This is a genomic window from Acetobacter syzygii (assembly GCF_000964225.1).
GTDB classification, from domain to species: Bacteria; Pseudomonadota; Alphaproteobacteria; order Acetobacterales; family Acetobacteraceae; genus Acetobacter; species Acetobacter syzygii.
In genome coordinates, this window is record NZ_BAMZ01000010.1 from 80663 (window position 1) to 100526 (window position 19864).

At 57.5% G+C, this 19864-nt stretch carries 17 protein-coding genes; 7 read left to right on the plus strand and 10 right to left on the minus strand.

Annotation, left to right across the window (positions count from 1 at the left end; all coding sequences use genetic code 11):
* Positions 1-74: 74 nt before the first annotated feature.
* The 5 genes from Absy_RS05150 to Absy_RS05170 are packed head-to-tail and all read right to left on the minus strand — an operon-like array spanning position 75 to position 4586.
* The gene (locus Absy_RS05150; RefSeq protein WP_048853665.1) at positions 75-1427 is read right to left on the minus strand and encodes an AtzE family amidohydrolase; all 1353 of its coding nucleotides are present in this window, start codon (positions 1425-1427) and stop codon (positions 75-77) included.
* Positions 1424-1612, minus strand: a complete 189-nt coding sequence (locus Absy_RS05155; RefSeq protein WP_048853666.1) for a DUF4089 domain-containing protein — start codon at positions 1610-1612, stop codon at positions 1424-1426. Before Absy_RS05155 ends, Absy_RS05150 begins: the two co-directional genes overlap by 4 nt.
* Positions 1613-1627: 15 nt before the next feature.
* Positions 1628-2032 (minus strand): oxalurate catabolism protein HpxZ, encoded by a 405-nt coding sequence (gene hpxZ, locus Absy_RS05160; RefSeq protein WP_048853667.1) that lies wholly within the window; start codon positions 2030-2032, stop codon positions 1628-1630.
* A 35-nt stretch (positions 2033-2067) separates the two neighbouring features.
* A complete protein-coding gene (locus Absy_RS05165) occupies positions 2068-3294 on the minus strand; it encodes a pyridoxal-phosphate-dependent aminotransferase family protein (protein ID WP_048853668.1) in 1227 nt (408 codons plus the stop codon).
* A complete protein-coding gene (locus Absy_RS05170; protein WP_245614743.1) occupies positions 3291-4586 on the minus strand; it encodes an allantoate amidohydrolase in 1296 nt (431 codons plus the stop codon). Before Absy_RS05170 ends, Absy_RS05165 begins: the two co-directional genes overlap by 4 nt.
* Positions 4587-4590: 4 nt before the next feature.
* Between Absy_RS05170 and Absy_RS05175 the strand changes: the two genes are divergently transcribed.
* From Absy_RS05175 to Absy_RS05190, 4 genes are all read left to right on the plus strand, one after another.
* Complete coding sequence (locus tag Absy_RS05175; protein ID WP_052945704.1) at positions 4591-4881, plus strand: hypothetical protein; 291 nt, start codon at positions 4591-4593, stop codon at positions 4879-4881.
* Positions 4882-4937: 56 nt separating this feature from the next.
* Entirely contained in the window at positions 4938-7388 is a 2451-nt protein-coding gene (locus Absy_RS05180) for a TonB-dependent receptor (protein ID WP_048853705.1), read from the plus strand.
* Between the two features lie 46 nt (positions 7389-7434).
* On the plus strand, positions 7435-8808 hold the full coding sequence (locus Absy_RS05185; protein WP_084596908.1) for an 8-oxoguanine deaminase: 1374 nt from the start codon (positions 7435-7437) through the stop codon (positions 8806-8808).
* Positions 8809-8904: 96 nt separating this feature from the next.
* A complete protein-coding gene (locus Absy_RS05190; protein ID WP_052945705.1) occupies positions 8905-9252 on the plus strand; it encodes a hypothetical protein in 348 nt (115 codons plus the stop codon).
* Between the two features lie 124 nt (positions 9253-9376).
* Here Absy_RS05190 and Absy_RS05195 read toward each other — a convergent pair whose 3' ends face one another.
* Complete coding sequence (locus tag Absy_RS05195) at positions 9377-10672, minus strand: dicarboxylate/amino acid:cation symporter (protein ID WP_048853670.1); 1296 nt, start codon at positions 10670-10672, stop codon at positions 9377-9379.
* 295 nt (positions 10673-10967) lie between these two features.
* Between Absy_RS05195 and Absy_RS05200 the strand changes: the two genes are divergently transcribed.
* The 3 genes from Absy_RS05200 (at position 10968) to ppk2 (ending at position 14295) form a co-directional block, all read left to right on the plus strand.
* A complete protein-coding gene (locus tag Absy_RS05200; RefSeq protein ID WP_048853671.1) occupies positions 10968-11549 on the plus strand; it encodes an LOG family protein in 582 nt (193 codons plus the stop codon).
* A 145-nt stretch (positions 11550-11694) separates the two neighbouring features.
* A complete protein-coding gene (locus Absy_RS05205; RefSeq protein ID WP_048853672.1) occupies positions 11695-13308 on the plus strand; it encodes an inorganic phosphate transporter in 1614 nt (537 codons plus the stop codon).
* Between the two features lie 69 nt (positions 13309-13377).
* Positions 13378-14295 carry a polyphosphate kinase 2 gene (ppk2, locus tag Absy_RS05210; protein WP_048853673.1) on the plus strand — a complete coding sequence of 306 codons (918 nt, stop codon included), beginning with the start codon at positions 13378-13380 and terminating at the stop codon, positions 14293-14295.
* Here the strand turns inward: ppk2 and Absy_RS05215 are convergent.
* The 4 genes from Absy_RS05215 to Absy_RS05230 all read right to left on the minus strand — a co-directional run bounded on the left by Absy_RS05215 (position 14292) and on the right by Absy_RS05230 (position 19829).
* Positions 14292-15062: a lysophospholipid acyltransferase family protein gene (locus Absy_RS05215; protein WP_048853674.1), complete on the minus strand. Its 771-nt coding sequence runs from the start codon at positions 15060-15062 to the stop codon at positions 14292-14294. The two genes, ppk2 and Absy_RS05215, sit on opposite strands and share 4 nt — an antisense overlap.
* Before the next feature lie 58 nt (positions 15063-15120).
* On the minus strand, positions 15121-15744 hold the full coding sequence (locus Absy_RS05220) for an SCO family protein (protein WP_048853675.1): 624 nt from the start codon (positions 15742-15744) through the stop codon (positions 15121-15123).
* A 3-nt stretch (positions 15745-15747) separates the two neighbouring features.
* The gene (gene polA, locus Absy_RS05225; RefSeq protein WP_048853676.1) at positions 15748-18561 is read right to left on the minus strand and encodes a DNA polymerase I; all 2814 of its coding nucleotides are present in this window, start codon (positions 18559-18561) and stop codon (positions 15748-15750) included.
* Positions 18562-18725: 164 nt separating this feature from the next.
* Entirely contained in the window at positions 18726-19829 is a 1104-nt protein-coding gene (locus Absy_RS05230; RefSeq protein WP_048853677.1) for a branched-chain amino acid aminotransferase, read from the minus strand.
* Positions 19830-19864 lie beyond the last annotated feature (35 nt).

Sequence of the window (19864 nt, forward strand, 5' to 3'; positions counted from 1 at the left end):
GGCCCAAAGAGCAACCGTTAATTTTAATCCGGGATTGCACCTGTGCCAGAAACGGAGGGGTTACAGGCTGCCTGTCAGGCAGCCTGCTGTGTGGCTGGCAAAGGGCAGCGCCCTGCAAGTCCTGCCTGTTCCAGCTTGCGGGCAAGGCTAAACAATGCGGCCTCCCGCCCGGGGGCAGCAACAAGTTGCAGACCAAGCGGGAGGGTGTTTGTGTTCAGGAGCGGCAGGCACAGCACAGGCAGGCCGGGCAGGCTGAGCGGCTGTGTATACAGGCCCAGATTGGCGCGGGCGGATGCAGGTTTTCCATCCACAATAATGGTTGGTGCATCCAGCAATGGGGCTTCGCACATGACTGCGGGGGCAATCAGCACATCCACCTGTTCAAACAAAGCATGGACCTGCCCGCGGAACCAGCGGCGGAAGCGCTGGGCCTGCACATACGTGCTTGCGGGCAGCATGGCTCCTGCAAGCAGCCGGTCCCGCGTAGCGGGGTCGTAGTCCTGTGCAACGCTACGCAGGCGGGGCAGGTGCAGTGTGCCCCCTTCTGCTGCGGTAATCAGGAAGGAAGCCGCACGGGCTGTGGGTGTTTGTGGGAGTTCCACCGTGCCGGACAGGCCCAGATACCGGCATACCCGGTTTATGGCCGCTGCCAGAGCAGGGGAGAGGTTCTGGGCAAACCAGCCGCCAAGGCAGGCGGTACGCAGGGTTTGTGGTTCTGGCTCAGGGGAGGTGTCCGCCATAATATGGAAGGCGGTTTTGAGGTCATCCAGAGTGCTGGCAAAATGCCCCACTACGTCCAGACTGGCGGAAAAAGGATAAGCCCCTTCACGCGGGAGCAGACCCATGGTGGGCTTAAGCCCCCACACACCGCAAAGGGATGCTGGCACCCGAATGGAACCGTTGGTATCCGTTCCCAGTGTAAGGGGGAGCAGACCAGCGGCAACGGCTGCGGCAGACCCACCGGAGGACCCACCGGCCATGCGGCTTGGATCGTGCGGGTTGCGGGTTATGCCGTAATGGGCGTTGTCGGTTGCAAAACCGTAGGCAAACTCATCCATGTTGAGCGTTGCCACAGGTATGGCCCCTGCGGCGCGCAGGCGTGCAACAATGGCGGCATCCTGCGCAGCAGGGGGCACATTCCGGAGCACAATGGACCCTGCGGTGGTCACATGGCCCTGAATATCAAACAGATCCTTGACCCCAAAGGGCACACCAGCCAGGGGGGGGAGTTCTTCCTTGCGGGCAAGTCTGGCATCCACCGCATGGGCCTGCTGCATGGCCTGTTCGGCAAACAGGTGGGTTACGCTGCCAATGCTGCTGTCATACTGGTGGATGGTGGCAAGCACGGCCTGCATAACGGAAGCTGCACTGCGTTTGCCACTGCGAATGTCCTGCGCAATGGTCTGGGCGCTGGCAAAGCGGGTCATGGCGTGTACTCCCCTGCGGGTTCGCATGTATCAGGGAGCGGAAAATCCCTTATAAGGGCAGCATAGTTTTGTAATAATCTGGTGTTGTTAATAACGCCCGCCATACATGGTGGAGGGAGTTCCAGTTCCATGGCGGCGGCACGGGCAGCAACAAGAACTTCATCAGAGAAGGGAGGCGAGGTCATGGCGGGCTCCTTTCCTTACAGCGTTGGGCGTTCGGTTTCTGGCTGTTCGGCCATGATGGACACATGGGCGGCCAGAATCTTCCAGCCATTGGGAGTGTTAATCCACGTCTGCATCTGCCTGCCTGTACGGGTGGAACCGTCACGGCGGAATTCCAGACTGACAACCCCGGCTTCTGTGCCAAGTGGGGTTATGGTGCGGCGCAGAACCGTACGGGGGGGCGACCCTCCCGCGCGGTTGCGGCGGAATGCGGCAATTTCTGCCGCGCCATAAAGGTTTTCCCCTATGCCATACCGCACGGTCTGCGGTCCCTGCCAGAACAGGGCATCCAGCGCATCCACGTTGTTCTGCGCCAACGCATGTTCGTACTGGTCGGAGCAGCGTGTCAGTTCGTGGATGGTCTGGGCGTTGTCCAGTTGCATGGTTTTTTGCCGTCCTTTTGTTTACGGCCGGTTGCTTATGGCCAGTCCGCCAAGGCAGCATCCACGGCTGCACCACGGGGCAGGGAATGGCCCTGTGCCGCAAGGCAGGCCTCCAGTGCGCCCAGTGTAAGCAGCACCTTATGCTTGACTGCGTTGTACCCCATGGTGCCAATCCGCCAGATGCGGCCTGCCAGTGGGCCAAAAGCCGTGCCGATTTCTATGCCAAAATCATCGCGCATACGGGTGCGTATGGCCTCGCCATCCACACCATCGGGGATCCACACGCCGGTTACATTGGCCATACGATGCGCATCATCACCAAAAATGCGCAGGTTCATGGCGCACAGGCCAGCAATCAGGCACGAACTGGCCTGTGTGTGCCGGTCAAAGCGGGCCTGTAGTCCTTCTTCCAGCACAATGCGGGCTGCCTCACGCGCGCCGTAGAGCATTGTTGTGGCCTCGGTATGGTGGTTGAGGCGCTTTTCCGACCAGTAATCCATGACCATGGCCAGATCAAAGTAGTTGGATAAAATGCGGGCGCGGCTGCCGTTTGTTGCATCCGCCCCCCGAATGCCCGCCTCCACATGGCGGCGGGCCATAATATGCTCGGCTGCCCGGTCGGATATGGTGATGGGGGCGGAACCTGGCGGTCCTCCCATACATTTTTGCAACCCGCCGGAAACCACATCAATCCCCCACACATCCGTGCTTACGGCCATGCCACCCAATGTTGCGGTAACATCGGTATAGGAAAGAACGTTATATTTCCGGCAAAGTTCACCCACTCCCTCAAGGGGCTGGGCCATGGTGGTGGACGTATCACCATGGATGCAGGCAAACACTTTGGGCTTGTGGGTTTTCAGGGCGTCCTCGATCTGTGCCAGCGTTGCCACTTCGCCCCACGGTAGGTCGAGCGAACAGATCTGTGCACCAATCCGCTCCGCTATCTCGGACAGCAGCAGCCCAAAACGCCCGGCACGGACAAGAAGAATTTTATCTCCCGGTTCCACGAGCGAGACCAGAGCGGCTTCAATACCCGCACGGGCGGTGCCGTCCACCAGAAAGGTCCACTGGTTCCCGGTCATAAAAATCTGTCGGTACAGAGCCATGGTTTCGTTCATGTACTCTGTCATTTCCGGGTCAAACTGCCCCAGCATGTCTGCGGACATGGCACGTAGCACCCGTGGGTGTGCGTTAATGGGGCCGGGGCCCATCAACATACGCTGGGGCGGGTCAATCTGCCGGAAAAAAGTGGAACTCATGCAGAAAACTCCGTTGGTTCTTGGGCCGGACTGGCGGCAAGGGTGCGTATAAAATCGAGCATGACCAGAAGGGCCTGCTGGGCATCATCATGCCTTACGGCTTCTGCCGGGTTGTGGCTGATCCCTTCTTTGCAACGTATGAACACCATGCAAACGGGTGTCAGTGCGGCCATAACCATGGCATCGTGCCCTGCGCCACTGACCAGCCTGCGTGCGGTGTGGCCGGTTACGCGTGCAACCGATGTGGCCAACCGTTCTGTCAGGTCCGGGTCGCACGGGGTTGGGGGCAGGTCGTTCTGGCGTTCAAGTGCAAGCGTTATGCCTCGCTGCTGCGCAATCGTATGCAGGGCGGCGCAGATTTCGGCTGCCGCTTTATCTCGCACCTGCGCGGTACCTGCACGAATATCGAGGCTGAAGGTGGCTTGTCCCGGCACAACGTTGCTGGCACCCGGGCCTACACACAACTGGCCGACTGTTGCCACAAGGTCTTCTGGTCCGCTGGCGCCAATCCGTTCTATTGCGGCAATGGCCTGAGCGGCGGCAGCCAGCGCATCCTTGCGCAAGGACATGGGCATGGTGCCCGCATGACCTGCCACCCCCTGCATGGAAACCTTAAAGCGGTACTGTGCGGCAATGGCCGTAACCACGCCTACCCCCATGTTGGCGGCCTCCAGCACGGGGCCTTGCTCAATGTGGGCTTCCATATAAGCCAGAACCTGCTGGGGTTTGTAGGCAGCCTCCAGGTAACGGGCGGGGTCCAGTCCGTTACTGTGCAGCACATCGCGCAGGGTTGTGCCGTTGGCATCGACCGTGTCCAGCGGCAGAGCATCCAGTGTGCCAGCAACTGCACGGGATGTGAGCATGGAGGTGGGAAAGCGTGACCCTTCCTCATCCCCAAAACCAATAACTTCCAGAGCAAAAGGCAGCCGTAAGCCCTGTGCCGCAAAGTGAGCCACCACCTCTATGCCCAGCATGACCCCCAACATGCCATCGTACCGGCCCGCGTTACGCACACTATCCAGATGCGATCCAATAAGGAGTGCGGGTGCGCCCGGTGTCTGTCCTTCGTAGCGGCCAATCAGGTTGCCTGCGGCATCCATGCGGCTGGTCATGCCGGCTTCGTGCATCCATTGGGCGACCTGTGTGCAGGTTGCCTTGTAGGCATCGGACAGATAAGCGCGGAAAAGGCCATCCTGCGTATCGGAAAAAGGGTGTGCGCCAAGCTGGTCACACCGCTTGACCGCGCGGGAGTCCGTGGGTAGGGCCTCTGGTTGGCCGTGCAGGGAGGGCAAAAGCGTGGAGATTGTTTTCGTCCTTACGCAAGGGCCGGATGGGGTGCCACAAAATGAAATCTGGCGTTGTGTGGGAATTATAGACGGGTTTGGTCCGTTCTCCCAAAAGCAAAAAAAGCAATTTCGTATTGCAAAATTGAGCGCGGCCCCCGTGCTGAAAAAAGCAATGGAAAAGTGCTTTTTTTTATTTTGTGAGAAAGGGCAGGGGCAATTATATATCGGAATCGTATCGTTTTGGGCGATGTTCAGAGTTAACCCCCACAAGGCAGTTCAAGGGGCAGCTCATAGCGAATAATGCCTGATTTGCCGCTTTATCCCCTGTCCCTTCTTCTGTGTTTGGGAGACTACGCCATGCCTTCCCGATTTTTTACCATGCGCCGGTCTACTGGTTCCGTGCTGACGCATAGGCAGCGTTTTGCGACCTTGACCTGCCTTGCCAGTGTGGCTGGGTTTTGTGCCAACATGCCCGGGCAGGTTTTTGCCGCTGCGGCAGGCCAGAGCGCACCGCTTGCAGGCAAGGTGGGCCATGCCCCAGCCAGAACCACAGCCGGGCATACGCGTGGTAAAGCGGCTAACAGCTCCCTTCAGTCTTCCCGTGCGGAAGAAATTTCGGTTGCATCCAACCGTACGGCCCGTTCAGGTGGTGGCGGTATGATGCGGCAGGAAGTGGCCCCCCATGCCGTGCAGACCGTGGGCAAAGACTACATTAACATGCGTAGCCCCACATCCACGGCACTGGATCTGGTCAAGAACCTGCCCAGCCTGAACATTATGGCACCGGATGCAGCGGGGATGCAGGGTGGGTCCATTCAGTCCCGCGGGCTAACGGATCTGGATATGGCGCTTATGGTGGATGGCGCACCAGCGGCAGCAGCCAAATACATGACCGAAGATATTGATTCGGAAAATCTGGATGAAGTGAGCGTAACACCCGGTAGTGCCGCGCGTGACCTGCCGACCATGTCCGCTGCGGGCGGGGTCATGAATTCGCGCACGCATCTGCCATCCGAAAAATTTGGCGGGATGGTCGATTTTTCTTACGGGACCAACAACCTCTCCCGCGAGTTCATTCGTCTGGAATCGGGCGAGATCGGGCATACCGGGGTTAAAAGTTATTTCTCCTTCTCCAATACGCATGACCGGAGCTGGATGGGGGCAGGCACCAACCAGCGTAAACATATTGATTTTGGCGTGCGCAAGGACTGGGAGAACGGGTCAAACGCCCATCTGTTCCTCTCCTGGAACTCCGAAGATTTTGTGATCGACAATTACCCGACGGAAGAGCAGTTCTATAAGTACAAACACACGGGTGAGGGATATGGCCGTTCTGCACAGTCCTCAAATGTTAACTACTGGAAGAACAACAACGACCACTGGAACCAGATTTTTCTGACAGCTCCGGTGCATGTGGTTCTGCCTAAAAAATTGACCTTTGATATCCAGCCCTACTTCAGCTTTGGTCAGGGGTGGGATGCCTCTCCGGGCGGGGTTGTGGGCGACAACAATGCCGTGACAGGGGCCCCCATAACAGCCACCTATAACAGCACGGGCACTGCGGTGCCGAATGGCACCAACCTGACCAATTACTTTTTGGAAAACGAGGCCCGTCAGGTCGGTGCCGTGGCCAAGCTGGGGTATGATATTGATAAACACAACCACCTGAGCTTTGGGTACTGGTACGAGAATAACCAGACCATCCAGTCCTACCCCACGGCAACGGTTATGGCCGATGGTGCGGCCTCTGGCCCCACATCCAGTGCGCATACCGTGGGTGGTTCCGTATATGGGCAGACCGCAGGGTACGAGCTGCACTCCCTGTTTATCCAGAACCAGTCGCGCTATCTGGATAACCGCCTGCTGATCAATGCTGGTTTCAAGTTTGTCATGTCCAATGCGTGGAACAAGGGCTGGCTGGGTAACAGCGCCAACACGCTCTCCGGTGCGGGTAACAGTTCGCGCAAAAATACAACCGAACCACTGCCCCAGCTCTCCATTAGCTACCAGATTGATAAAAACAGCCAGATCTACGTCAATGCGGAAGGGGACTACCGCCAGCCGAGTGCAACGGACATGGGGTGGATGAACGCAGGCGGTCCAATGCTGAAAAACCAGTATTCCATCAAGGAAGAACTGGGTTATCGCTACCACAACAAATATGTCATGATCGATATGTCACTGTTCAACTACAATGTAAGAAACCGCATTGTGGACCAGTATGTGGGGATGAACAGCTTTAGCCCCATGTCTATCGGTAGCCAGACCATGCGTGGGTTTGACTTTATGATTGCGGGCACATCCATCCATGGGTTCAGCCCCTATGCCTCCATTGAATACCTGCACGCCACGCAGGATAGCAATGTGATGGATACGAATGCCGCAACTCCGTACCTGATTCACTCCAAGGGTACGCAGGCCATTATGGCCCCACGGATTATGGCAAACTTTGGTCTGACCTATACTTACAAAGGATTTTTTGCAAACGGTGCAATCCACTACACGGGGCCGCAGTCTGTTTCCATTGCAAACGACCAGCGTATTCCGGGGTATGTGACCAACACGCTCTCCCTTGGCTATCATTTCAAACCGTTTGGTTTCCTCAAATCTCCGACGTTCAAGCTTAACTTCACCAACCTGACAGGTTCCATTGTGCGGACTGGTGCCATGGGGGCTGTCTTTAGCCGGAATGATGTCAACTCCCACCCTGTGTGGAGTGGCAGCAGTGCTGGTGCAGTTGGCACAGGTAACTCGTTTATGGTTGAACCACGCTTTACCATGGTTGGTTCCGTCTCCACTTCGTTCTGATTACTGGTTACAGCACCCGGTATGGCCGGGTGCTACAGGAGTTTGCATGTCACGCCGCACGTTGCTCAGGAACATAACCAGACTGGTGTGTATGGATGATTCACGCACCGAGCTGGACCATGCGTGGGTTCTGGTGGAAGGGCGGCAGATTATGGCATTAGGGGGGCGGGATGTTGCGCCGCCTTCCAATGTTGACCATGTGGTGGACCTGCATGGTCATGTTGTGTTGCCGGGCATGGTTAACACGCACCATCATATGTACCAGTCGCTTACGCGGGTTATTCCGCAGGCGCAGGATGCCTCCCTGTTTGGCTGGCTTAAAACGCTCTACCCGATCTGGGCAGGGCTTACGCCGGAAATGGTGCAGGTTTCCACCCGCACTGCCATGGCGGAACTCCTGCTTTCTGGCTGCACAACAACAAGCGACCATCTGTATCTTTTCCCTAACGGATGCAGGCTGGATGACCAGATTGAGGCAGCATTCAGCATGGGAATGCGCTTCCATGCCTGCCGTGGTGCCATGAGCGTGGGGGAGAGCAGCGGTGGCCTTCCCCCCGATGCGCTGGTGGAGCGCGAAGCGGATATTCTGCACGATACCCAACGTCTGATAGAAACGTACCATGACCCCGAACCACTGGCGATGTTACGGGTTGCCGGGGCACCCTGCTCACCTTTTTCGGTCAGTCGGGAGCTTATGCGTGACATGGCGGAACTGGCGCGTGCAACAGGCACCATGCTGCACACCCATCTGGCGGAAAATGACCACGATGTCAGCTACAGCCGCGAGCGTTTTGGGCAGACCCCGGCCGAATATGCACAGGATCTGGGCTGGGTTGGGCCACATGTCTGGCACGCGCATTGCGTTAAGCTGGATGCGGACGGCATGGAGCAGTTTGGCCGGACTGGCACAGGTGTTGCCCATTGCCCCTGTTCCAACATGCGTCTGGCCTCTGGTATCGCGCCGGTAAGGCAGATGCAGGCTGCGGGTGTGCGTGTGGGGTTGGGGGTTGATGGTTCAGCCTCCAACGATGGTGCCAGCCTGCTGGGCGAAACCCGGCAGGCCATGCTGCTTTCCCGCCTGCTGCCTGAAACTGCGCAGACGCCGGGCATGATGAGTGCGCGCGATGCGCTGGCTCTGGCAACGCGGGGTGGAGCGGCCGTGCTGGGGCGTGATGATATCGGGCAGATTGCCGTGGGCATGGCTGCCGATATTGTTGCGTTTGACGTGCGGGGGCTGGCCCATGCCGGTGCTCAGACCGACCCGGTTGCCGCTCTGGTGTTCTGTTCGCCAGCTCAGGTTTCCATGAGTATGGTTAATGGAAATATTCTTGTACAGGACGGGTATTTTACCCGTTTGGACCTGCATGGTCTGGTTGGCAGGCATAACCAGTTGGCCGCCAGATTATGCGCGGGTGCCTAATGGCTGGGAATATCTGTTTTTAAGAAAAAAAGGAACCGTTCAAAACCTCTCCCGTTTTGTAAGGAGGCTTACATAACAACACCGGAGAGGTTGAGTATGACGCGCAAATTCCATTTTCTTTTTCTGGGTGCAGCACTTTTGGCAACCCCGGCCTTGGCGCAGAATAATGGTCGTGGCGCACCAACGGCTGATTCCGCCGCTTCTCAGGTAGGGCAGGCACCGCCCGCAGCATTGGATGAGCACGGTAAACACGTGGAGCCATCCCAAAAACTGTGGAATAATCCACGAACAGTCGCCGAACAGCCCGGCACCCAGCCCCCTGCCAATGATAAGCCCGCCAACGCAGCAAAAAGTGCCCAGCAGTCCTTAACAGGGGACCACGCTTACCAGCCCGAACATTATAAAGGGACGGAGCATTCCACCCAAAACCAGCCACATAACTAGACTATGCTGACCTGTGCTGAGCGGACTGGTGATAAGCTGCCCATGGTAGTCAGTCTGTTGCATATGCCCGCGACTCTTCTGGCGGGGCGCTGGGCATATGGGGCGTTAAAAAACAGGGTAGGGGTCAAGCAGAGGGGTTTTCCCCCTGATGGGGATGCAGGGTCTTCTGGAGTTGTTCCATATCCAACCCGTTTTCCCACCGGGCGACCACAATGGTTGCCACGGCGTTGCCCACAAGATTGGTCAGTGAGCGACACTCGGACATAAACCGGTCAATACCCAGAATAAGAGCCATACCGCCAACAGGCACGCTCGGCACAACAGACAGGGTGGCGGCAAGTGTAATAAAGCCTGCTCCGGTAACCCCGGCAGCCCCTTTGGAGCTGACCATAGCCACAAGCAACAGGGCAAGCTGCTCGCCAAAACCAAGATGCACATCCGTGGCCTGTGCAATAAACAGGGCGGCAAGAGTCATGTAGATGTTGGTACCATCAAGGTTAAACGAATATCCCATAGGTACCACAAGCCCGACAATGCCGGGTTTGCAGCCAGCATGTTCCAGTTTGCCAATAAGACCTGGCAGGGCAGATTCGGATGAGCTGGTGCCAAGAACAATCAGCAGTTCTTCTTTTAAGAACATCAGAAGCCGCAAAATGCTAAAGCCTGCCAAACGGGCTACCACTCCCAGAATAACCAGCACAAAAATGGCGGCGGTCAGGTAGAAGGTCAGCACCAGCCCAATCAGATGCACAATGGAGCCAAGCCCGAACCTGCCCACCGTAAACGCCATGGCACCAAATGCTCCGACCGGGGCCAGATACATAACCAGCCGGACCACGCCAAAGACCATTTCTGTCAGGTTGCGGAACAGGGTCAGCACGCTTTCCCCCGCTTGACCCATCTGGGCCAGGCTGACCCCAAAAAGAATGGCAACCAGCAAAACCTGCAAAATCTCGCCCGAGGTAAAGGCCCCTGCCGTGGTGGAGGGAATGATCTGGAGCAGAAAGTCGGTAAAGGAGTGGCCATGTGCAGCCTGCACAAACTGCTCGACCGATGCGTTATCCAGACTTTGTGGGTGAATGTGCATTCCCGCGCCGGGGCGTACAATGTTGGCAACAATCATGCCCACGGCCAGCGCCAGTGTGGAAAAACACAAAAAATACAGCATGGCTTTGCCTGCAACGCGGCCCGTCTGTTTGAGGTCCGCCATGCCAGCAATGCCCGTGCTGACGGTTAGAAAAATAACCGGCGCAATGACCATTTTGATCAGTTTGACAAACCCGTCCCCCAGCGGTTTGAGCAGGGTCGCCACAGATGGAAAGAGGGCACCAACAAGAATACCAGCCGCCACGGCGACCAGAACCTGCAAATAAAGGAACCGTTGATGAGAACTGGAAAGAGGGGCTGTGGAGGGAAGCACGCTGGTTATCTTTCTGTTTTTATTGGTCTTGATTAAGCGTCCACAATCGGCGTTGGCAAAAAGTATTCTGTTATATCAAGCCTTTCATGTGTAAGCGGGGCGTAGGCTACCCCTACTTGTTGCAGGTTGGAAAGGGTTGCTCCCGCGCATTGGGTATGAAAAACACAACACTGTTGCGTGTCTGCCTCTCTTACGCACAGGCGTGGAGGGCCTCCGGGTGTGTGTTGCCATTCCGGTAGGACCGGGCGCGGTGCGTAAAAATGCGTAGGGCAATGTGGATAAAGGGAGCGGGTGAATGCGCCGGATCTGTGTTTTTTGTGGTTCAAGTGCAGGGCGCGGGTCCACTTACCTCCATGCAGCCGAACAGTTGGGCCTGCTTATGGCGCAACGGGGCATAGGGCTGGTGTATGGCGGAGCATCCGTTGGGCTTATGGGCGCTGTGGCCAATGCGGTGCTGGCTGGTGGTGGGCAGGTTACCGGGGTTATTCCGCAGGCACTGGTTGAGCGCGAAGTCGCGCACCATGGGTTGGAAGACCTGCGGGTCGTTGGCTCCATGCATGAGCGCAAAGCCCTTATGGCGGATCTGTCCGATGCGTTTATTGCCTTGCCCGGTGGAATTGGCACGTTGGAAGAACTGTTTGAGGTATGGACATGGACGCAACTGGGCAACCACGCCAAACCCTGCGGTGTGCTGAACGTGAATGGGTTTTACAGCAGTCTGGGCATGTTCTTGGACCATGTGGTCGCCGAAGGGTTCCTCAAACCCGTGCACAGGAGCATGTTGCAGGTTGCACAGGACCCAGCGGCCCTGCTGGATGGGCTGGCAACATGGCAGCCCCCGCAGGAAACAAAATGGATTGCGCGCAACGAGCGGTAAATCTTGTTGCAGTAACGAACCAACGAGCGGTGCGTATTTATTAAGAATATGATGTAAAAGGAATTTTTCTTTCATAATATCTTAACGCAACTTTGAGTAAAAAAGCTTTTATCCTGCGGCATCTTTTTCTGCGCAGGGTGCTTTTATGTCAGATACTATGCTGAGTCCTCCGGTTGGAGGGCGTCCGAATATGCGTAAAGGGGAGCATCAGGCTTTCCGCATGTTCTTTTTGGGAGTGATTGCAGCAGCTCTGGCGTTTGTTGGTTACAGCGTGCTGGCTGACCTGCACGCTGTTGGGACCAGTGGCATTGCAACCGGGGCCTTTGCCCTGCTGGCTCTGGCGTTGCTGATTGCACTGGGCTTTGAGTTTGTGAACGGTTTTCATGATACGGCCAATGCGGTCGCAACCGTTATTTACACCAATAGTCTGCCGCCGCTGGTTGCGGTGGTGTGGTCGGGTATGTGGAACCTGCTTGGGGTGCTTACGTCCTCCGGTGCTGTGGCTTACAGTGTTGTTACACTGCTGCCCGTGGAGCTTATTCTGCAGGTTGGCAGCGGCGCAGGCCATGCCATGATTTTTGCCCTGCTGCTGTCCGCCATTGTGTGGAACCTGGCAACATGGGCGCTTGGTATTCCCAATAGCTCATCCCATGCGCTGGTGGGCTCCATTCTGGGTGTGGGTCTGGCAAACCAGCTTATGTCCCCTTCAGGCAGTGCGCTGTATGGCGTGGACTGGATGCAGGTTAAAAAGGTGTTTTCCGCCCTGCTGTTCAGCCCGCTGTGTGGTTTTGTGCTGGCTGCCGGTCTGTTTATTGTGCTGCGGTTTGTTGTGCGTAATGCTGCCCTCTACCGTGCGCCAGATGGCGATGCACCGCCTCCGCTGTGGATCCGTGGTCTGCTTATTGGCACCTGCACGGGTGTATCCTTCTTCCACGGCAGCAATGACGGGCAGAAGGGTATGGGCCTGATCATGCTGATCCTGATTGGTGCAGCCCCAACCGCTTACGCCCTGAACCGCGCGATGCCTGACAGCATGATGCCCGGCTTTGTGGAAACAGCACAGCAGGCCGCCCATGTGTTTGATGTGCACGCCCAGCCCATGCTCAAGCAGCCTACAGCGGAAGAAGCCCGTGCGCAGGTAACCGATGCCCTGCGTGTTAAATCCATAGCTCGCCCAGAAGTGTATGCTGCCCTGTCTGTCCTCTCGGCAGATATTGCGCAGTCCGTAAGTGGTTACCACTCCTTGCACGAAATTCCGGCGGCAACCGTGCCAAACGTGCGCACGGACATGTATCTGGTGGCGGAGGCCATTCACAACATGGGCAATGCAACCTCTTTCTCTGCTGAGGAAGATGGCGAACTGGCCTCGTTTATGAAGCAGCTTAACGCAGGCACCCGCTTTATTCCCGTGTGGGTTAAAATTGCCGTTGCTCTGGCACTGGGGCTTGGCACCATGGTGGGCTGGAAGCGCATTGTGGTAACCGTGGGCGAAAAAATTGGCAAAACCCACCTGACCTACGCTCAGGGCGCTTCGGCCGAACTGGTTGCCATGGGCACCATTGGTCTGGCCGAAGGGTATGGTCTGCCGGTTTCCACCACGCATATTCTCTCCAGTGGTGTGGCTGGCACAATGGCTGCTGGTGGGGGTGGTTTGCAGTGGAGCACACTGCGCGCCATGGGTATGGCATGGATTACCACCCTGCCTGCCGCCATGCTGATCAGCGGCGTGCTGTATGTGGTGTTCCGCCATATTTTTTAAAAACATCAGGTCTGGCGTGGCATTAAGCCCCGCCAGACCCTGTTTTTTCCAAACTGCGAAGGCAAGATCATGTCCGATGCTAATGTGAACAGCCTTTCTGCTGCCGAGCGTGAACGTGAGCGTATGCGGCAGGAGATCATTGATGATCTTGATGAAGAGATCGAACTCGAATTGCAGGATGAAGGACTGGGGGGTGAATCCTCACCATCTGACCGGAGCTTCCGCCACACCTATTTTAGCGAACTGGTACGCCTGCAAGGTGAACTGGTGCGTTTGCAGGATTGGGTGAAAGATACAGGCCACCGGCTGGTCGTTCTGTTTGAAGGGCGCGATGCAGCGGGTAAGGGCGGGGCAATCAAACGTATTACCCAGCGGCTTAACCCCCGTATCTGCCGTGTGGCAGCATTGCCAGCCCCTACGGACCGTGAAAAAACACAATGGTATTTCCAGCGTTATGTGGCCCAGTTGCCCGCAGCGGGGGAAATCGTTCTGTTTGACCGGAGCTGGTACAACCGCGCAGGCGTGGAACGGGTTATGGGGTTCTGCTCGGATGAGGAATATGAAGAGTTTTTCCGTTCCGTGCCGGAGTTTGAGCGCATGTTGGTGCGCAGTGGTATCCAGCTTGTAAAATACTGGTTCTCCATCACGGATGATGAGCAGGAAGCCCGGTTCCGCGCCCGTATGGAAGACCCGCTCAAACAGTGGAAACTCAGCCCGATGGACCTGGAAAGTCGTCGCCGCTGGGAAGCCTATACCAAGGCGAAGGAAACCATGCTGGAACGCTCCAGCATTCCCGAAGCACCATGGTGGGTTGTACAGGCGGTGGACAAAAAGCGTGCACGCCTGAACTGCATTAACCACCTTCTGGCGCAGGTTCCTTACCAGTCGGTTACCCGGCCAGAGGTTGAACTTCCTCCGCGCGTGTACCATGCTGACTATGAACGCCAGCCCACGCCAGAAGACATGATTATTCCAGAAATTTACTAAGACTGTTCAAGATCCTCCCTGCCACGCAGGGAGGATGCAAAACAGGTTTCAACGGCTTCTATCAAGGCCCGTCCGCTGGCTTCGTCCCGTTTGGGGGCGGTAAAATCAGGTCCAAGCCGAATGCGGTAGCGCATGGGCAGTGGCGGACGTTTTAAAAAAGGCCATCCCTGCGACAGGTAGGGCGAGGCTGTTTCTATCAACACAACCTGCACATCCGCGCGCGTACGTTGGGCAATGGCGGCAAACCCCGGTTGCATGGCACCCGGTTCTGCCCCCGCGCGTGAGCGTGTTCCTTCGGGGAACAGCAGGAGCTGGCAGTTTTCCTGCAAAGCCTGAGATGCAGGGCCAATAATTTTCAACAACGTATCATGCCGCACGTAACCTGCGGTGCGCAACGTACTTCCCAAAACGCCACGTTCCCATATGGAGGCTTTGGTCACGCACACCATATGGGGCAGGGCGGAGGCCAGAATAAGACAATCCAGGCGGGAGGGATGGTTGGCAACCAGCACAAGGTTACGGCGCTGGGCAACGGTGCTAAGGGCTGCCATGTCGCAGTCCAGAATGCCTGCGGCATGGAGGTAACGTACAGCAACGCGGGCCATCATGCACAACCAGCGCCGCGCAACCCGCCTGCGCCTTACCCCATCGGGGAGAATGCGGCGGATGATGCCGGAGCCCGCATCCAGCACCACAAAGACAAGCCCCGTGACCAGCAGGGAGACATAAAAGCGCACCGAGGCGCTTATGGAGGAAAGCAGCGGCATGGTGGTATGGAGCGGACCTGCTGGAATATCAAACGAGAGGGTCGGGAAAAAAACGTGGTCAGGGAGCGGGCTGCTCGGTTGCCATTATCTGGCGCAGACTGGCTACCATAGAAGATTGGTCTGCCTTGGCGTCAATTGTGCCACGGTAGCGGGTCTGCGGGTCCATGACCACAAACCGGGGGGACATACGCATGGCATATTCCCATTCGGGGTCGGCAACTTTTTCAACCGGTGCCTGGTATTCCTTGGCCAGATCAGCCAGTGCAAACGGGGCGGCTGTGCCTGCAACAACTCGTGGGCCTATGCTTTCGCCATACTGGCGCAGGCGTTCGGCATCATCACGGTCGGGGTCCAGACTGACAAAAATAATAACCATGCTACGCTTGCCAGGATCCACCGCGTCCATTGCGGCGGACATGGTGTGCAGGGCGGGGGAGCAGGCATCTTCCCCGCAATGGGTGGCACCAAAGAGCACCACCATCCAGCGGCCCTGAAAACTCTTGTCCGTCATGGTGCCGGTGGTGGAATCCATCAGGCGGAAGGAACCGCCAACCGGGTTCCCGTAGGAGTTGAGGCTAATGCTGTGTTTGAGCGCCACACTGGTGGCAACAAATGCACCGGCCCCGGCAAGGGTGAGAATACCCAGACTGATCAGGGCTACGCGTTTTCCTGCTGGGGTCATGGGTTAGTGTGCCTCCGCCCAGTTCTGGGCAATGCCTGTTTCTACCACCAGTGGCACGGATAGCTGTGCCGCTGCTTCCATAATTTTTTTTGCTTCAGCGGCTACCGCTTCTGCCTGAGTCTCTTCCACTTCAAACAGCAGTTCGTCATGGACCTGGAGCAACATGCGTGCCTCTCCCAGACCTGCGGCGGTCAGGGCGTGGGGCAGGCGTACCATGGCGCGTTTAATAATGTCTGCAGCGCCTCCCTGTAAGGGAGCGTTAATGGCCTGTCTTTCTGCGTATTGGCGGCGGACAGCACTTTTTTCGTGAATGCCCGGTACGTAGCAGCGTCTGCCAAAGGGCGTTAGCACATAGCCATTGGCACGCGCTTCCTCCTTGATCCGCTCCATATAGTCCCGAATGCCGGGGTAGCGTGCAAAATAGGCGTCTATGTAACTTCTGGCCTCGCCTGCGGGAATGCCAAGCTGTTTGCCCAGCCCAAAGGCGGAAATACCGTAAATAATACCAAAGTTAATGGCCTTGGCGCGGCGGCGGGTCAGGGCATCCATACCTTCGATCGGTATGTTGAACACTTCGGATGCGGTGCGGGCATGAATGTCCTGCCCAAGTTCAAAGGCCTCGCGCAGGGTGGGAATATTGGCCACATCGGCCAGCAGCCGCAATTCGATCTGGGAATAGTCAGCCGAGATCAGCCTGCGCCCTGCGGGGGCTACAAATGCCTGACGGATGCGTGTTCCTTCTTCCGTGCGTACAGGAATGTTCTGCAGGTTGGGGTCGGAGGAAGACAGGCGACCCGTGGTGGTTATGGCCATCTGGAAGGAGGTGTGTACGCGGCTTTCCTTGCTGGTCTGTTTAAGCAGGGAGTCCGTGTAGGTGGATTTAAGCTTGGCCAGTTGCCGCCATTCCAGCACACGGACCGGCAGGTCGTGGCCTTGGTCGGCAAGGTCCTGCAATACGGAGGAATCCGTGCTCCATGCACCTGCCTTGCCGCGTTTGCCCCCTTTAAGGCCCATCTCGTCAAACAGGATTTCGCCTAACTGGCGGGGGGAGGCAATGTTGAACTCCCGGCCAGCGGCACTGTAGATGCCCTGTTCCATGTTTTTCATGCGGCTTTCAAAATCCGCGGACAGGCGGGTCAGTTCTGCACGGTCCACCGCAATGCCACATTTTTCCATACTGGCCAGAACCTGCACCAGCGGACGTTCGACCTGCTCGTACAGGGCCAGAGCCTTGTTGGTGCGCAGCGTGGGGTGCAGAACATGCCATAGGCGCAGGGTTACGTCCGCATCTTCTGCCGCGTAGGTGGTGGCTTTTTCCACCGGTACCTGTGCAAAGGGGATGCGGTTGCGGCCCGTGCCGGTCATGGCGTCGTACGGTATGGGGGTGTGGTTAAGGTGCAGGGCAGAGAGTTCGTCCATGCCCTGCCCATGCAGCCCCGCCGACTGGCTGTAGGAAATCAGCATCGTATCATCCACCGGGGCAATGGTGGCATGGTCTATGCCCGCGCGGTCGAGCACCAGCAGGTCGAATTTGGCGTTCTGGAAAATTTTGAGCACACTGGCATCCACCAGCAGGGGGCGGAGCAGGTCCAGTGCCTGTGCGGTATCCAGCTGCTCCCCTGTTGGAGCCTCCAGCGTGCCTTCATGCCGGAGGGGAACGTAGCAGGCTTTGCCCGGTGCCGTAGCAAGCGAGAACCCCAGAATATTGGCCGCTAGCGGGTCCAGCCCATCGGTTTCCGTATCGACCGCACACAGGCCAGCTTCCTGTGCGGTGCTGACCCATTTTTGCAGGGCTTCTGCCGTGCGGATTGTTTCGTACCCTTCGTAGGGTGCGCTCAGCAGGTTGGCTGGGCCGGTGGCATGGGTGGGGCTGGCTGCGGCTGCGGGGGTACTATGCCCATTTGCACTGGCATGGGCAGAGGCGCGGGCGGCACGGTGGGCATGGGCACCAGCAGGGTTGCCCATGCCCATGCGTGAGAGCACGGAGCGGAATCCCATGCTGTCCAGCCAGTCGGCCAGTTGCAGCTTGTCCGGCTCGCGCGTGGTCAGCTCTTCTACCGGCATGGGCAGGGGCACATCTGTTGCCAGCGTGACCAGCTGGAGCGACAGGCGTGCCGCCTGTGCATGTTCGATTAGCATATCCCGCTTTTTGGATTTTTTCATGTCCGGGGCGGCGTTCAGCACATTTTCCAGTGTGCCGAACTCGTTAATCAGGGCAGAGGCCGTTTTGGGGCCAATGCCGGGTATGCCGGGCACATTATCCGTTGGGTCGCCCATAAGAGCCTGCACATCGACCACTTTTTCGGGCGGAACACCAAACTTTTTTTCCACTTCCGCCGGGCCAATGGGGGTCTGTTTGATGGGGTCAAGCATACACACGCCGGGGCCGACAAGCTGCATCAGATCCTTGTCGGAGGAAATTATGGTGCAGGTGCCCCCCATTTTGCGAATGGCTACTGCGTAAGAGGCAATCAGGTCGTCTGCCTCCCAGCCCGGCAGTTCTATACCGGGTACGTTAAAAGCCTGCGTTGCATCGCGGATCAGGCCAAACTGGGGGCGCAGGTCCTCGGGTGGTTCGGGGCGGTGGGCTTTGTATTCGGGGTAAATATCGGAGCGGAAGGTCTGGCGGCTTGCATCAAACAGCACGGCCAGATGTGTTCCCACATGTTCGCGCAGCAGGCGGGCCAGCATATTGGTAAAGCCATATACCGCATTGACCGGCACCCCCTCGGGGCTGGTCATGGGGGGGAGGGCATGAAAAGCGCGGAAAATAAAGCCGCTGCCATCCACAAGAACCAGATGCGGCGTGTCTGTCATGGCGGGGGGACCCGTGTGCAAAAAGAGGCGAACAAAAAACCAAACATGTGTTGGGGATATGCCGCTTGGGGCGGTCTGTCCAGCATGTCGGCCTGAGAGGGGGGCTGATTAAAAAACACCCCAGCTTGGCCGGGGTGTTGGTCTTGGTCGATGGATGCCAGGTTTTAAGCGACCGTGCTGATCCAGTTGTGGGGGTCTGCTGCACGCCCGAACTGAATATCGCACAGGTTCTGGCGCAGCTTTGCCGTGACCTCACCTACCTTGTTGTTGTTGATGATGCAGCTGTCCGTTTTGCTTTTGAACGCACCGATGGGGGAAACAACAGCAGCCGTGCCGCAGGCAAACACTTCCTTGAGTTTGCCTGACTTGGCATCGGCAAAAAGCTGGTCGAGTGCGTAGCGTTCTTCCTTTACGGTCAACCCGCTATCCCGCGCGAGGGTTAGCAGACTATCCCGCGTAATGCCGTGCAGAATGGTCCCACCGTCCAGCGGGGGGGTGAGCAGGGTGCCATCTTCAAACACCATCATCACGTTCATGCCGCCCATTTCTTCCAGCCAGCGGCGTTCTTCCGCATCCAAAAACAGGACCTGCTGGCAGTCGTGGTGTTTGCCTTCCATCTGTGCTGTCAGGCTTGCGGCATAGTTGCCACCACATTTGGCTGTGCCGGTGCCCCCGCGGGAGGCGCGCACGGTTTCGGTTTCCACCCAGACGGAAACGGGGCCTGCATCCTTGGAAAAATATTCCCCGGCAGCGCAGGCAATGACAATGAATTTGAACTCGGATGCGGGTTTGACCCCAAGGGCCGCTTCTGTCGCAATCATGAACGGGCGGATGTAAAGCGTGCCAACATCGGGTGCGGGAACCCAGTCACGGTCAATTTTGACCAGTTGGGTTACGGCTTCCAAAAACAGGTCTTCAGGCAGTTGCGCCATGGCCATGCGTTCGGCCGATTTTTGGAACCGGCGGGCATTGGCCTCGGGGCGGAAGAGCTGCACGCCACCATTGGGGGCGCGGTAGGCCTTCATACCTTCAAAAATTTCCTGCGCGTAGTGCAGCACGGAGGCAGCGGGGTCGAGCATAAGGGGCTGGCGGGGCAGAATTTCCGCCGAATGCCAACCTCTGCCTTCCGTATAGGTGACAACAGCCATATGATCGGTAAAAGCACGGCCAAAACCGGGGTTGGCTATCAGGCTTTCACGCTCGGCGGCGGGGGTGCCATCCGTTTTGCGGGTGATCTTGAAGGCAATGTTGTCAGATGCGGTGGTCATGGGGTTCTCGCGTCTCCGCGGCGCTGGTATGGGGA

What these genes read in the sequence shown, in the direction of transcription:
- Absy_RS05205 (WP_048853672.1), top strand. Translation starts at nt 11,695, where the DNA reads ATGTCAGATACTATGCTGAGTCCTCCGGTTGGAGGGCGTCCGAATATG.
- Absy_RS05200 (WP_048853671.1), top strand. Translation starts at nt 10,968, where the DNA reads ATGCGCCGGATCTGTGTTTTTTGTGGTTCAAGTGCAGGGCGCGGGTCC.
- polA (WP_048853676.1), bottom strand. Translation starts at nt 18,561, where the DNA reads ATGACAGACACGCCGCATCTGGTTCTTGTGGATGGCAGCGGCTTTATT.
- Absy_RS05155 (WP_048853666.1), bottom strand. Translation starts at nt 1,612, where the DNA reads ATGACCTCGCCTCCCTTCTCTGATGAAGTTCTTGTTGCTGCCCGTGCC.
- Absy_RS05190 (WP_052945705.1), top strand. Translation starts at nt 8,905, where the DNA reads ATGACGCGCAAATTCCATTTTCTTTTTCTGGGTGCAGCACTTTTGGCA.
- Absy_RS05185 (WP_084596908.1), top strand. Translation starts at nt 7,435, where the DNA reads ATGTCACGCCGCACGTTGCTCAGGAACATAACCAGACTGGTGTGTATG.
- Absy_RS05230 (WP_048853677.1), bottom strand. Translation starts at nt 19,829, where the DNA reads ATGACCACCGCATCTGACAACATTGCCTTCAAGATCACCCGCAAAACG.
- Absy_RS05215 (WP_048853674.1), bottom strand. Translation starts at nt 15,062, where the DNA reads ATGCCGCTGCTTTCCTCCATAAGCGCCTCGGTGCGCTTTTATGTCTCC.
- hpxZ (WP_048853667.1), bottom strand. Translation starts at nt 2,032, where the DNA reads ATGCAACTGGACAACGCCCAGACCATCCACGAACTGACACGCTGCTCC.
- ppk2 (WP_048853673.1), top strand. Translation starts at nt 13,378, where the DNA reads ATGTCCGATGCTAATGTGAACAGCCTTTCTGCTGCCGAGCGTGAACGT.
- Absy_RS05150 (WP_048853665.1), bottom strand. Translation starts at nt 1,427, where the DNA reads ATGACCCGCTTTGCCAGCGCCCAGACCATTGCGCAGGACATTCGCAGT.
- Absy_RS05180 (WP_048853705.1), top strand. Translation starts at nt 4,938, where the DNA reads ATGCCTTCCCGATTTTTTACCATGCGCCGGTCTACTGGTTCCGTGCTG.
- Absy_RS05220 (WP_048853675.1), bottom strand. Translation starts at nt 15,744, where the DNA reads ATGACCCCAGCAGGAAAACGCGTAGCCCTGATCAGTCTGGGTATTCTC.
- Absy_RS05165 (WP_048853668.1), bottom strand. Translation starts at nt 3,294, where the DNA reads ATGAGTTCCACTTTTTTCCGGCAGATTGACCCGCCCCAGCGTATGTTG.